At 39.1% G+C, this 13,789-nt stretch carries 14 protein-coding genes and 2 pseudogenes; 4 read left to right on the forward strand and 12 right to left on the reverse strand.

The genetic code is table 11. The features are described 5' to 3' along the window. Nucleotides 1–74: 74 nt before the first annotated feature. Nucleotides 75–428 carry a single-stranded DNA-binding protein gene (ssb, locus tag H0W62_01520; protein ID MBA3647225.1) on the reverse strand — a complete coding sequence of 118 codons (354 nt, stop codon included), beginning with the start codon at nt 426–428 and terminating at the stop codon, nt 75–77. 203 nt (nt 429–631) lie between these two features. Here ssb and H0W62_01525 point away from each other — a divergent pair. Further along, a pseudogene (locus H0W62_01525) lies at nt 632–1,003 on the forward strand (hypothetical protein). Between the two features lie 48 nt (nt 1,004–1,051). On the opposite strand, the gene H0W62_01530 reads toward H0W62_01525, so the two are convergent. Together H0W62_01530 and lptB are read right to left on the reverse strand one after the other, a co-directional pair. Next, a complete protein-coding gene (locus H0W62_01530) occupies nt 1,052–1,504 on the reverse strand; it encodes a D-tyrosyl-tRNA(Tyr) deacylase (protein MBA3647226.1) in 453 nt (150 codons plus the stop codon). 59 nt (nt 1,505–1,563) lie between these two features. After that, nucleotides 1,564–2,319 (reverse strand): LPS export ABC transporter ATP-binding protein, encoded by a 756-nt coding sequence (gene lptB / locus H0W62_01535; protein ID MBA3647227.1) that lies wholly within the window; start codon nt 2,317–2,319, stop codon nt 1,564–1,566. A 474-nt stretch (nt 2,320–2,793) separates the two neighbouring features. Between lptB and H0W62_01540 the strand changes: the two are divergent. After that, a pseudogene (locus tag H0W62_01540) lies at nt 2,794–2,901 on the forward strand (hypothetical protein). Nucleotides 2,902–3,101: 200 nt separating this feature from the next. Here H0W62_01540 and H0W62_01545 read toward each other — a convergent pair. Continuing rightward, entirely contained in the window at nt 3,102–4,013 is a 912-nt protein-coding gene (locus H0W62_01545) for a hypothetical protein (protein MBA3647228.1), read from the reverse strand. A 72-nt stretch (nt 4,014–4,085) separates the two neighbouring features. After that, nucleotides 4,086–5,273 carry an acetyl-CoA C-acyltransferase gene (locus H0W62_01550; GenBank protein MBA3647229.1) on the reverse strand — a complete coding sequence of 396 codons (1,188 nt, stop codon included), beginning with the start codon at nt 5,271–5,273 and terminating at the stop codon, nt 4,086–4,088. A 214-nt stretch (nt 5,274–5,487) separates the two neighbouring features. Between H0W62_01550 and H0W62_01555 the strand changes: the two genes are divergently transcribed. Then, nucleotides 5,488–6,321: a T9SS type A sorting domain-containing protein gene (locus H0W62_01555; GenBank protein MBA3647230.1), complete on the forward strand. Its 834-nt coding sequence runs from the start codon at nt 5,488–5,490 to the stop codon at nt 6,319–6,321. A gap of 118 nt (nt 6,322–6,439) precedes the next feature. Here the strand turns inward: H0W62_01555 and H0W62_01560 are convergent, their stop codons facing one another. Beyond that, the gene (locus H0W62_01560) at nt 6,440–7,687 is read right to left on the reverse strand and encodes a TCR/Tet family MFS transporter (protein MBA3647231.1); all 1,248 of its coding nucleotides are present in this window, start codon (nt 7,685–7,687) and stop codon (nt 6,440–6,442) included. Between the two features lie 191 nt (nt 7,688–7,878). Between H0W62_01560 and H0W62_01565 the strand changes: the two genes are divergently transcribed. Continuing rightward, the gene (locus H0W62_01565) at nt 7,879–9,318 is read left to right on the forward strand and encodes a restriction endonuclease (protein ID MBA3647232.1); all 1,440 of its coding nucleotides are present in this window, start codon (nt 7,879–7,881) and stop codon (nt 9,316–9,318) included. A gap of 325 nt (nt 9,319–9,643) precedes the next feature. On the opposite strand, the gene H0W62_01570 is transcribed toward H0W62_01565, so the two are convergent. From H0W62_01570 to H0W62_01595, 6 genes are all read right to left on the reverse strand, one after another. Then, nucleotides 9,644–10,135 (reverse strand): DUF4142 domain-containing protein, encoded by a 492-nt coding sequence (locus H0W62_01570; GenBank protein MBA3647233.1) that lies wholly within the window; start codon nt 10,133–10,135, stop codon nt 9,644–9,646. Between the two features lie 193 nt (nt 10,136–10,328). Continuing rightward, complete coding sequence (locus H0W62_01575) at nt 10,329–11,084, reverse strand: hypothetical protein (protein ID MBA3647234.1); 756 nt, start codon at nt 11,082–11,084, stop codon at nt 10,329–10,331. A gap of 115 nt (nt 11,085–11,199) precedes the next feature. Beyond that, nucleotides 11,200–11,487, reverse strand: coding sequence for an antibiotic biosynthesis monooxygenase (locus H0W62_01580; GenBank protein ID MBA3647235.1), 288 nt, complete (start codon nt 11,485–11,487; stop codon nt 11,200–11,202). A 76-nt stretch (nt 11,488–11,563) separates the two neighbouring features. Next, the gene (gene msrA / locus H0W62_01585) at nt 11,564–12,064 is read right to left on the reverse strand and encodes a peptide-methionine (S)-S-oxide reductase MsrA (protein ID MBA3647236.1); all 501 of its coding nucleotides are present in this window, start codon (nt 12,062–12,064) and stop codon (nt 11,564–11,566) included. Next, a complete protein-coding gene (locus H0W62_01590; GenBank protein ID MBA3647237.1) occupies nt 12,061–12,426 on the reverse strand; it encodes a methionine-R-sulfoxide reductase in 366 nt (121 codons plus the stop codon). The genes msrA and H0W62_01590 overlap by 4 nt, the downstream gene beginning before the upstream one ends. Before the next feature lie 44 nt (nt 12,427–12,470). Next, complete coding sequence (locus H0W62_01595) at nt 12,471–13,676, reverse strand: hypothetical protein (GenBank protein MBA3647238.1); 1,206 nt, start codon at nt 13,674–13,676, stop codon at nt 12,471–12,473. Between the last annotated feature and the right edge of the window lie 113 nt (nt 13,677–13,789).

The following is a 13,789-nucleotide window of genomic DNA, read 5'->3' on the forward strand; positions in this document are numbered from 1 at the left end:
TCAGTTAGCATGTTTTCTCAATGACTATAGAATAGATATTTAAAATGTACACTTTGTGATGAAGAACTACGCAATTATTCAGAAGTTTTGCCATTCTTCCTTCCAAGCATCAATAGTTCCTGCACTTCCACTTCGGTCACATATTTTTTTGTTCCGGCTTTGTCAAGATAGCTGCGGCTGATTAATTTACCTTCTATAGCCACTTCGCTCCCCTTATCGAGGTATTTTTCTGCAATCTCAGCCACTTTGCCCCATAACACCAGGTTGTGCCACTGCGTGTCTACCATTTTTTCACCTTTTGCATTTCGATAGTTTTCACTGGTGGCGAGAGAAAGTCGCATCCATTTTTTACCGGCTTCTGTAGTACGTATTTCAGGATTTATTCCCAGGTTTCCAATTAACTGCACTTTGTTTTTCATTGTGTTCATGTTATAAAATTTAAGGTTAAAGATTGTTAGCAATAATTATTAATAGTGCAAAAATGTCTTGCGGAAGATCTTAAAGCCGGTTAATATTCGCTTAGGTACAGATATAATTGCTTGTAAGTATTTGCAAATGCAAAAATGTTTACCTTAGATTATAAAGTCCTAATGACGCATGCCCTATTTTCCATTTCAGTAAAAAAGATAATATGCCACCTATAGCCGATCGTGCTTGTCTTACCTGCGGAACATCTATAAAGGGCCGAACAGATAAAAAGTTTTGTGATGATTACTGTCGCAACAGTTACCACAACAAGCTGAATAGCGATGACAATAATTATGTACGAAACGTAAATAATGTGTTGAGACGGAATCGCAGAATATTGGAAGAAATAATTCCTGATGGAGCGGAGACTGCAAAAGCATCGAAATTGAAATTGCTATAGAAAGGATTTCAATTCCGGTATTATACTAATACATACACCAATAAAAAGGGAACAGTGTATTATTTCTGCTATGAATACGGTTATTTGCCTCTTGAAGGAGAGTGGTATTTTATTGTAAAGAGAAAGGAACGCTAATCAGTATATCATTGCTGATGGACCCATCATAAAGAAATTTATCAAGATTCATTCTTTATTCTTTGAATCCATCCAAATGGTTACAGGCCCATCATTTACGAGCTCCACTAACATCATCGCTCCAAATACCCCTGTACTTATTTTTTTACCAAAATCATGCTCCAGCTGATTCAAAAATTTTTCGTAGAGAGGGATGGCAATCACTGTGGTTGCGGCACGAATATATGATGGCCGATTGCCTTTTTTCGTGGAGGCATGCAGCGTGAACTGGCTCACGACTAATATTTCTTTATTCAATTCCTTTACAGACAAATTCATAATCCCATTCTCATCATCAAAAATCCTGAGATTAATGGTTTTGTTCGTAAGCCACAAAATATCTTCATCTTTATCATTTTCTGCTATACCCAAGAAAACCAATAAGCCGGCTTCGATTTGTGAATGAATTTTCCCGTCAATTAATACAGAAGCTTGTTTTACCCTCTGGATGAGTATGCGCATAATAGTTTAATACGTGGAGGCCGGCAAAAAAACCCTGTATACTTTTAAACGGTAAAGTATTATTGTAATAAAGGCTCGTTAAGGACGGTCTTTTTTCTTAGCTCAAAATTTTTACCGAGGTATACTTTTCTAACCTGCTCATCCGCTGCTAATTCCTCTGCAGTACCCTGTTTTAGTATCTTTCCCTCAAACAATAGATACGCACGGTCCGTTATAGATAGCGTTTCCTGAACATTGTGATCTGTAATCAGGATACCAATATTTCTGAATTTCAATTTTGAAACAATACTTTGGATATCTTCAACGGCAATAGGATCAATACCGGCAAAAGGCTCATCCAGTAAAATAAATTTTGGATCTACCGACAAGGCACGTGCGATCTCAGTCCTTCTTCGTTCGCCTCCCGATAGCAGATCGCCACGGTTTTTTCTTACGTGGGCTAATCCGAATTCCTCCAGCAATGATTCCAATTTCATTTTTTGTTCTTTTCTTGAAAGTTTTGTCATTTCAAGAACCGCCGAAATATTATCCTCGACACTTAATTTGCGGAATATGCTTGCCTCCTGGGGAAGATAGCCAATACCTTTTTTCGATCTTTTGTACATGGGCAGACGTGTAATGTCCATATCGTTTAGAAAAATCTTACCCTCATCCGGCCTCACAAGACCAACTGTCATATAAAAGGTGGTTGTTTTCCCCGCACCATTTGGACCCAGTAAGCCCACAATTTCACCTTGCTGCACTTGTACAGAAACATGATCCACCACATGGCGACCACGGTAAATTTTAACAAGATTTTCTGTTCGAAGGAGCATTCAGGATTGCAAATTTATGGAAATGAAGTTACTGTATTGGAATAAGTAAAAGGATACTTAAGTTTTTGCTTATTTGATACATTGATCACATATTTATCTATTTCTATTACCGGAAAAATTTTGAAATAATGAAAAAAAGCCCCTAATCGCCGCTACGGTGGCATTTCTTTCTGCAGCAGCTTCACCACTGGTAAAAGCAGGAGTGACCGGTGTTAAATGAAATTTTGAATTAATAAATATCGGTGATGGGAATTATAGTCAAGATAACAGCCATTGGAATTAAGGATTATCTATCCAGTCAAATAATGGTCGATGGTTTATAAGATATCACATTACCGGCCATTACATGGAATCAATCCGACATAAATCTTCAGGAGGTAGTTATTATATGCACAAAATACATTTACCCTTCCAATGAATTTCACCCTTGAATTAAGCGGGTTCATAGCTCCCCGTATTTGAGGTGGCCCGTTTGCTACAAACTCGAATTGGTCTCTCGATGCGGGAATTCAGAAAAAGATCTTTAAAAAACTTGCAACATTAAAATTTGCAGTAAGCGATATCTTCCATACGCTACCCTGACGGGCAGAAAATAAATTTGGAGGGTTTTATCTTTTCAGCAGCGGCGAATGGGAAGGCCGTGAACTTCGCATCACCTTCACGTATCGTTTGGGTAACATCCAGCTGAAAGCGGAAGACAGCATCAGACAGGAAACCTGGACGAAATGAAACGGGTAGGAAATGGCCATTAATATGCCATATAGAATCTTTCAATAAGTTGGTTAGAATTTATCTTTTTTAGGTTCTTCGAAATCCAATGGCTTTGGATACGGGACCTGTTGCTGAGTGGCGGTAAAAACATTTTCCACATACCTCCATTTTCCATTTTTCCATTCAAATCCTTCATAAGATCCATCAGGAACATATTTTTCATGGATTCCTTCCTCACCATGGTTTTCCGGTACTAAATGGTCGAAGATAATAATGTGATGATCCTCATCATAATTGAGCGATACTTTTGCATCATTTTTATATTCGATAATAAATCGCTTAGCAACTGCAGGATATTCATTTTTGCTGAACTGAAATACAGGTGCTCCAAATTGGGGGCTTCCATTCTCATCAAACCACAATATCTCAATAAGCTTTTTCTTACTTTTTAAAGTATTCTGATTCCAGCCAAAAAGAGTGTAATAAGTTTTAGAGCCGGATTTTACCTTAACCATTTTATAGTAAAGTGCACCATACCATTTCTGTGCGGAAGTAATAGTATCTGATGGTTGTTGTATGTGTTCCGAATAATCAAAAAAAGGAAATAAAACAGTTTTGTTTTTATCATTCATTTGAATTACTCCGTAATACCGGTAGGTTCTTTCTGTCAAAGGTAATGCCCAGCAAAAAATACGAAAGTGTCGATCGTCAGGATAGAGAATTGAAATGCGCTTTAAAGAATCAAAACTATACTGGAAAGATTCGCTTTGATTTAAGGACTGCACAAGCATTTTTATAAAGTCGAAACCGGCATGCAGCCTTTTTTCAGCCGTTTTTCCATCTATCAGTGAATCACTTAATATGCGGAGTGAATCTTCATACTGCCGCATTTGCACATTAAGGCTATTGGTTTGGGCAAAAGAGAGATCCGCAGTGGAGGAAAATATTATTGCAATAGTTCCCAGGATAAAAAAATGCTTCAATTCAATTCAGGTTAGAAAATCTGAAAACGAAGAGATTCAGATTAATGTATAAGCAGTAAAGGAAATAACTTGTTAATTCACATTTTCCAATACTATAGCCGATGCACCGCCACCTCCGTTACATATTCCGGCCACGCCGATTCGTTTTCCTTTTTGCTTTAATGCATTTGTAAGTGTAATAGTGATACGAGCGCCTGAACAACCAATAGGATGACCTAATGCAACGGCGCCACCATAAATATTCACGCACTCAGGATCCAGATTAAGCAAGCGGTTGTTAACTATTGAAACTACTGAAAAGGCTTCATTAATCTCGGCTATTTCAGCATCGTCCATTTCTAAACCTGCCTGGTGCATGGCTTTAGGCATTGCCTTGGAAGGTGTAGTGGTGAACCACGATGGATCCTGGGAAGCATCCGCAAAACCGATAATTTTTGCAAGCGGTTTTAATCCAAGCTGTTTTGCTTTTAAACCGCTCATCAGAATCACTGCTGCCCCGCCATCATTGATCTTCGATGCATTAGCTGCTGTAATAGTTCCATCCTTTTGAAAAGCCGGTTTTAAGGAAGCCAATTTGTCGAATTTTATTTTTTTATACTCTTCATCCTCCTTTACCAATATCTTTTCTTTTCCTGCAGTTACTTCCACAGGCACTATTTCCTCATTATAAACCCCCGTTTCATACGCCTTTGCTGCCCGCTTATAAGATTCCACCGCGTAGGCGTCCTGTTCTTCACGGGTAACTTTATATTCCTTTGCGCAAATTTCCCCGGCTGTACCCATTGCAAAGTCACTATAGGGGTCCCATAATCCATCGCGGATTATTCCATCGATGATCTGACCGTGGCCGTACCGGTATCCGCTACGTGCCTTTTCCAGGTAATAAGGAGTGTTCGACATGCTCTCCATTCCGCCTGCCACCACAATATCATTTATTCCAAGTAAAATTGATTGTGCACCAAGCATTATTGCTTTCATTCCGGATGCACATACCTTATTTATAGTAGTGCAGGGTGTACTTGTTGGTATGCCGGCAAATATGGACGCTTGCTGTGCAGGAGCCTGTCCAACATTTGCGCTCAAAACATTCCCCATATACACTTCCTGAACCTGGTCAGGCTCTATCTTTGTACGTTCCATAGCGGCTTTAATGGCTATAGCGCCCAGTTGAGGTGCAGTGACACTTGCAATCATTCCACCCAGGCTCCCTATTGGAGTGCGGGCAATGGACATAATATATACTTCATTAGCGCTGTTCATGAATCTATTGATTTAGGCTCAAATTTAGAGCACTTACTGTTGCAAACAAATGTGATAGGTATTAATTCCGGATTTTAATATCAGGTTTTAACATAAAAGGTTAAAAATTGCTTTCGATTATAATAATTTATTCTTTATCAGAAACTTAATCTTCATCGTATTTTTTTCTTGGCAGGAAGTAATAGCTTCGTATCTTTAAACAAAAATATTAGAGATGAAAAAAATACTTACACTATTTGCATTGGCAGCTGCTTTATTTAGCATTAGTATGACAGAACAAGACAGTATACCGAAGCCACCGCTTCAAAGAACAGGTGCACCGGGAGAAACTTATTGTACGGATTGCCATGGTGGCACTGCTCTAAACGGGGGCCCGGGTGGAATGACTCTAACATCCAGTGGAAACAATAAATATGTACCAGGTAAAAGCTATACCATAACAGTCACCGTTTTTGATGCTTCTGAATCTGCGCGGGGCGGTTTTGAAACAACAATTCTTGACGATAAAAAAAACCTGCCTGCCGGTACATGTAAAGTTACCGACCATGATGCTACTCTTCTTCGGAATGATAAAAATAATGGAAGGGTGTACATGAGCAACTACCAGGGCGTTCCATACGAAACATGGTCTTATAAATGGACGGCACCTGCTACTGATATTGGAACCATTACCATCTATTGTGCTACTAATGCATCCAATGATGATTTTACTCCTATGGGAGATCATATCTATTCCGGCAAGCTAACCCTTACTCCAAAGATTATTTCTAGATTAGGTGCTGATGTGGATGACAAAGGATTTTCTGTTTATCCCACTGTTATTCATCAGCAGTTAACGGCCGATTTTTCTAACGATGAATCCGGCAATGTTCAGATTGCTTTATTTAACTTACAGGGACAGCAACAGGAAGTTCTCTATAGTTCGAATGATGATGCCGGTAATTATGAACAAACTCTTTCTTTGAAAAATCAATATACTCCCGGTGTTTATTTTATTGCACTGCAGCAGGGAGGATCCACCCAGGTGCAAAAAGTGATGATCCAATAAAAGGTAGAAAAACTATTACATCAGCCGCTGGAATTCCTTCAAAAGGATAACTTTCAGCGGCTGATTTTTTTACTAGCAATGATGTGAAATTTCAATCCAAATAGCCATTGGCAGTAGATTAAGCTGGCTTATCCAGAGTAATTACTTCTTGCGGGTGAATATATTTTGTTAAGGTTCTTATGGCAAATAAGAGACTGAATAAGGTAAGGATTGATCCGGCAAGAAACGGTGCTCCGGGAAAGTAAACAGGCGCATTGCCACTGGTAAACCATGCAAAAAGATTTGTCATTAGCAGAGGCCCAACAATAGAAGTTAAGCTTAATACGCTTGTTAAGCCACCCTGCAGTTCCCCTTGTTCGTTAGGAGGTACCTGTGAAGACATAATTCCCTGTAAGGCAGGGCCAGCAATGCCTCCAAGACAATAAGGAACTAAAAAAACAAACATCATCCAGCTTTTTGATGCAAATGCAAAGAGCAAAAAACCGATGCCATACATGGCAAGGCCCACATACACGGAACGCTTTTGCCCAAGCCTGGGTATCACGATTCGTATCAATCCTCCCTGTACAAGAGCATACATAAATCCCACTACGCCTAAGGAATAACCGACCATGGCAGTTGTCCATTGGAATTGCTGCATCGTGAAATAGGTCCATGTGCTTTGTACCGCGAAAGCTGCTATGTAGATGCATAGCAGGGATTCGACTAATCCGGCTACTACAGGGTATTTCTTAAGCTGAAATAGGGAGCCGATAGGGTTGGAGCGTTTCCAATTAAAGATCCGGCGGTGGTCTTTACTAAGCGATTCAGGTAAAATAAAGTATCCGTAGAGCCAGTTCAATAATGCAAGACCGGCAGCAGCAAAGAATGGAATTCGTGAACCATATTGACCAAGTAAGCCGCCAACGACCGGACCTATAATAAATCCCAATCCAAAAGCCACTCCGATCATTCCGAAATTTTGTGCACGCTTTTCAGGAGGGCTAATGTCAGCAATATAGGCAGATGCCGTGGTAAAGCTTGCTCCGCTGATTCCTGAAAGGATGCGCCCAAGAAAAAGCCATCCGATAGTAGGAGCAAAGGCTAAAATGAGGTAATCGATTCCAAGGCCAAAGAGGGAAAGTAAAAGCACCGGACGTCTTCCATATTGATCACTCAGATTCCCCAGTACAGGTGAAAAGAGAAACTGCATAATAGAAAATGAAAACATCAGCCAGCCGCCATACCGTGATGCATCACTGAGCGTACCATGAATCATTTCCGTTATCAGCTTTGGCAATACCGGTATAATAATTCCGAAACCGGTAACATCAATAAGCAGTGTAATGAAAATAAAACTTAATGCGGCTTGTCTTTTAGCAGTCATAAAATGTTATTAATTGACTATAGTGAGCTTCGTTTTTAAAATTTTGAGGGTCGAAACTAAAAAGTTTTTTTAGGAAAGATTTATTTAATTCTTAGAATATCCCGATGGAAAATTTATTACGACTACTTTTCTTTTAAAAATCTGCCCTTCTCTTTTTCCATTCCTTAAATTTATTCCTGAAAATATTTTGCATGGCGAAACATCAGCTTAAACCATTTACGATTTACTGCGGTGATAATCTTAAAATGCTCAATGAGATTCCCAACGAGAGTGTAGATTTGATTTACATCGATCCACCATTCAATAGCAACCGCAACTACGAAGTCTTTTGGGGAGATGCACAGGAAAAGCGTGCCTTTAATGATCGTTTCGGAGATGCGCAGGCATACATTACATATATGCGTCCACGAGTGAATGAACTCTATCGCGTGCTAAAGAAAACCGGAAGCTTTTATTATCACTGCGACTGGCATGCATCCCATTACGTAAAGGTGATGCTGGATGAAATTTTTGGAGCAAACTTTTTTCAGAATGAAATTATTTGGAAGAGAACAAGTAGTCACAATGATGCCAAAAATCGTTTTGGAAATTTAAATGATTCAATTTTTTTTTATTCTAAAGGCAATAATTTTTTCTTTAATCGAAAATATCAACCTTATGATAAAGATTATATAAGGACTTTCTATAAATATGTTGAAGAGAATGGAAGAAAATTTCAATCAGTAGATTCACGAAGCCCCAATCCGAGACCTAATCTTATGTATGATTATAAAGGATATAAACCTCATCCAAATGGTTGGGCTGTATCTTTAGAAAAAATGAAAGAGATGGATGAAAAAGGCTTAATAATTTTTCCTAAAAAGCAAGGCGGAAGAATACGATTCAAAAAATATTTAGATGAAATGCATGGATTGTCTTTAGGAAATATTTGGGATGATATTAAACCATTGCAAGGCCAAGAAAAAGAAAGGTTAGGATACCCTACTCAAAAACCTATTTCGCTTTTAGAACGAATCATAGAAGCGAGCAGTAATAAAGGAGATTTAGTTCTTGATGCTTTTTGTGGGTGCGGAACTACACTTGTAGCAGCACAAAAGCTCAATCGTAAATGGATCGGAATTGACATTTCTCCCACCGCTTGCCGTGTAATGTCCCAACGGCTGTGGGATATCTTTAAATTGGATGAAGGAAAAGATTTTTCGGTGGAAGATTTACCGCACACAGAAGAGGAGCTCCGCAAGATTCCCCACTTTGAATTTGAAAATTGGGCAGTGATTGCACTCGGCGGTATTCCCAATAAAACCAAAGTGGGAGATTTTGGCATCGATGGTAAGCTCTATCCTATTAGCTTGGAAAAGAAGAAAAAAACAGGGAGCGATTTGTTTGGTGAATCCGATATTTACTATCCCATTCAGGTAAAGCAAAAAGACAAAGCAAGCCGGCCCGACATTGATAGTTTCGTCGCCGCTATGATTCGTGACGGAAGAAGAAAAGGGTACTTTATCTCTTTTGATTTTACCAAAGATGCTGTTGACGAGTTAAAGCGACTGGATAAGAAAGGAGAGATGGAGATAATACCAATTTCCGTGAAAGAATTATTGAGGAGAGAAACGTTTGGGGTGTTTGATTAAAAAAATAATGATATTATAAAGTAACAGTAGTAATACAGCTTCTTATAATAACGGAATGGAATATGAAGCATTTATTTGTCGGGCTTTTAAATGCGAAAAAGAAGCACGGCATGGTGCTGATTCCAGTTTCATGTGTTGTTTTTGTGCGTTTAGCGATGCTGCCGCAAACAGCAGTCCGAGGACGATTATAAACTTTTTCCTTTTTTTGATTTGGTTTTTTTGATGAACTAAAAAAAATTATTCGCAATGGTTCTTGAAGAAATTCTGATTAGCACAAGCGAACCTTGCCCGAAAATTCTCTGCTGCATTCACGCGAGCGAGTATTTCAGGTGGATTCTTTTATACTTCTGATTGTGTCCAAATGTGATTGAATAAGGGGTAGATATTCTTTGGCAAAAGCTTTTACCTGCGGGTCTTCCGTTTCTGTTGCCTTATTAAAAATACCTACGTCCCTTTTATGATCAATGATCATCATCCTCATCAATTTTTTATCGAAGTTTTCATCGTGCTTTTCCTTTAAATTTTTTAATCCCCGCATTTTTTTATCGCTGATGGCAGATGGTAATTCAACCTGTTTTGCCTTAGCAATCTTTCTGATTTTTTCTAAGAGCATTGTTTGGTCAGCTACCATCAACTTGCCGTACTTGCGAATTTCCGGCGTGGTGCCGCGTTCGCCTGCAAGTCTACCTTCTTCGGTATCCATCATCCGGGCATCGGCGGATTCAATTAAAAACTTAGCTATCGCATCATGGTTTTGAATCTCAACTTTTGACAACCCTGACAGCATTAGAGAGAAAAGAAAAAAAGATGTTTGCATGTTTCGAGTTTAGTATTTAACATTATCTCTAAAAAGAATTACCACTAAAACACTGAGATTATCAATATCCCCTAAGTTTTTCTTAGTGCAGCTAAAGTGTTTTCAATGTCTTAGTGGTTTTGTTTCAGGCTTTGAATTGTTAGTCAATTTAAAAATACATTTATTGAAGAGTTAGAACTCTATTCAACCGTATTCACTTGTTCATGTCATCTTCATCCATCATTTTCATGTTCCCGCTCATATTAACGCATTCCCCTTCCTTCAGCATCATTTTCTCGCCGCCTTTTTTCATGTAGTGCCCATCGGTCATTACTACGGTGCCATTTTTCATGGTCATGTCTTTTTCCATCATCATCATCTTACCGTCTTTCATCATCATCATCTTACCGTCTTTCATCATTACACAGTTGTGCATGTCCATATCCATGTCTTTATCTGCCATCATCATTTTGCCTTCCATGGTAACGCACTCACCGTTTTTCAACATCATTTTCTCACCGCCTTTTTTCATGTAATGACCATCAGTCATTACCATAGTGCCATTCTCCATGGTCATGTCCTTTTCCATGGTCATCATCTTTCCGTCTCTCATCATCACCATCTTTCCGTCTTTCATCATCACGCAGTTGTGCATGTTCATATCCATGTCTTTATCTGCCATCATCATTGTGCCTTCCATGGTAACGCACTCCCCATTCTTTAACATCATTTTCTCACCCCCTTTTTTCATGTAATGACCATCCGTCATAACCATGGTGCCATTCTCCATGGTCATGTCTTTATCCATGGTCATCATCTTACCGTCCTTCATCATCATCATCTTTCCGTCTTTCATCATCACGCAATCATGCATGTCTGATTTGGTTGATGATGGCATTGAGGGATTGTTTTGCGCCTGAGCAGCAAAAGCAAATGTGAAAGCAATTGCAATTACAATTAGTTTTTTCATTGTTTTGGTTTTTTGGTTTTTAATTATTTTAAAGATTATTTGAAGTCATCCTAAATCTTCTCCGAAAGAGATAAGCAGGAATGATATTTTTATTCAGCCATTTACCTGACCCTTTTTATGCAATGAGATTGACTTTTTCGATTTGTGACGGAGTTGAAAACAATTCAGATGCTTTTGCTTTTAGTGCAATGGCAACTGCTCCTGTGAGATGTGCATCACGTCCTTTCTCATCATTCAAGGTATCGAAAATGTCGTATTTGCCATCGGTTGTTTTAAATGCGAACCATTGATTTGTTTTTGGTTCTTGTTGAACAAGTTCTAATCCGCTTTTGAGAAATTGTTCTACATCAGATTCCTTTCCTGCCTTTGCCTGCAGAGTTAATGACAATGATAATTTTTCCATTTAATTTTTTGTTTTGAATTGATTTTAATTATTGATTATTGATGATTGCCACAGATTCACAGGTCATGGATAATTGTTAAAATTTTTTTGTATACCTATGGCAATAAGGACTTCCTCCACCATTGGTATAATATTGCTGGTGCTTGTCTTCTGCTTTCCAGAAGGGTCCGGCTTTAGTTATTTCAGTAACTACCTTATGCCCTTTACTTTTGAGTGTCATAATTAATTTTTCAGCAATTTGTTTTTGCTCTTCACTCAGATAAAAAATAGCAGACCGGTATTGTGTTCCGATATCCGGTCCCTGACCATTTTCCTGACCAGGATCATGAGTTTCAAAAAATAATTTTGCTAATTCTTCATAGGACACCTGGGAGGGATCGAAGATTACTTCCACAGTTTCTGCATGGCCCGTAGTGCCGGTGCATACTTCGTAATAAGTAGCATAATTCTTATGCCCTCCAGTGTAGCCAACTATGGTTTCCAGGACTCCTTTGGCATGCTGAAAATAATATTCTGTACCCCAAAAACAGCCTGATGCAAAGAGGGCTCTTTCAGTCTTTACTGTGGTGTCGTTCATTTTTCGGCAGGTATAAACTTTAAGGAAATAGAATTAACACAATGCCTCGTGTTCTTTGCTGTGAAACGTTCTCCTTTAAAGACATGACCCAAATGTGCATCACAAGCTGTGCAAACAATTTCTATTCGTCTTCCATCTGCATCCGGTAAATGTTTAACGGCACCAGGTATCTCATCATCGAAGCTGGGCCAGCCACAATGGGAATCAAATTTATCATTGGAGTGATAGAGGGGAGTGTTGCATCTGCGGCATACATAAGTGCCCGCTTGCTTATTGTCATTGTATTCACCGGTGCCGGGTCGTTCGGTTCCTTTATGAACGATTACTCTTTCTTCTTCCGGTGTTAGTTTGTTGAATTGCATTGATAGTGCTGTTTAATTTTGTGCGCTAATTTTTTTAATACATTTTAAAATCCTGCAAGCCCCTGCGGTGAGGTATAGGGTATTTCGATTTTGTCTTCTTCTTTAAGTTTTCCATCATCAGTTATTTTATAGCTGATTAGTATAGAAGCATTCGGATATATCTGATAGAAATATTTGCCGTCAGGACTTATCCAACTGTCGTTTGGTCCGCTTGAGACAACCATATCGAGCGCTTTAAACTTTCCATCTCCGGGCACCACATCAGCAGCAGGGTCTTGCATCACAGTTATATTTCCGTTTTCTATTTTAAAGCCTGACACATAGCTATATCCGAATACTGTTGCAAATACCTGTTTATTATCAGGGGTGATGGCTACCCAGCACAATTCCGATGGCATTCCAATCTTCTGATCAATCTTAACCACGGGTGAGCAGGATACTTTTCCTGATTCATTAATTGTGCACATGGCAATACCACCGGCAGCGGCATAACCGTTTATAAATTTAGTGTTGCTTCCATGCAGAAAGGCAATATCAAATGCAGCAGCTCCTCCTGCCTCAGTAAAATCAGCTTTCCCGAGGCTACCATCTTTATTTACAGGAAAGATAACCAGCCCGTCCTTGTCATTCATATTTGCAACAGCGAGATCGGGAGTGCGGTCTGGTTTCATGCCGGGTCGCTTATCAAATAATATATCAGTCATTAGAAATTTGCTATCGGGTGTAAGCACAATCTCTGTTGGTATCCTGTCTGTTTTATCTGTGGTGTTTACGGAGTAACTGTCTTCCTTGCGCGTAAGCATTCCATCTTTAACCGAAAAGCAATGAATATGGTCGGGTCCGAAAGAATGACATACGTACAAAGTCTTTGAGCTTTCTGCATACGCCAAACTTTTCGCTGTACCGCTTTTGCCGCTTACTTTTTGACCCGTTGGTTTTACATCCGTTAATTTAAGCGAGCCATCGTCAGCCACATTAAAACAGGAAACAGAATTATCTCCGCCATTGGTTGCAAATAACAATTTGTGGTCTGCACTCATAATTACACTCTTAACTCCTTCAAAGGCATTAGGCTCGCCATCATGCCCAGTGATGGGTTTAAAAGTTCCGGAACCTGCACCGCCTGTGGAAACACGCCCTTTTTCCTTTAGCTTACCGTCTCCGGTTTTATAGCAGATGATTTCGTTCTTTACTCCGTTGGTTTGCATATATAAATTTCCTCCGTTCATCATCTTACCTGATTGCGCCATTGCAAAGCTTGCAAAACCTATAGTAGTAACTAATATCGCAATTAGTATAAACTTCAATTTTTTCTGTTTCATAAATTTGAATTTAAGATCGTCTGATTATTTTGAACTATGCT

The sequence above is a fragment of the Chitinophagales bacterium genome, assembly GCA_013816805.1.
Lineage (GTDB): Bacteria > Bacteroidota > Bacteroidia > Chitinophagales > UBA10324 > MGR-bin340.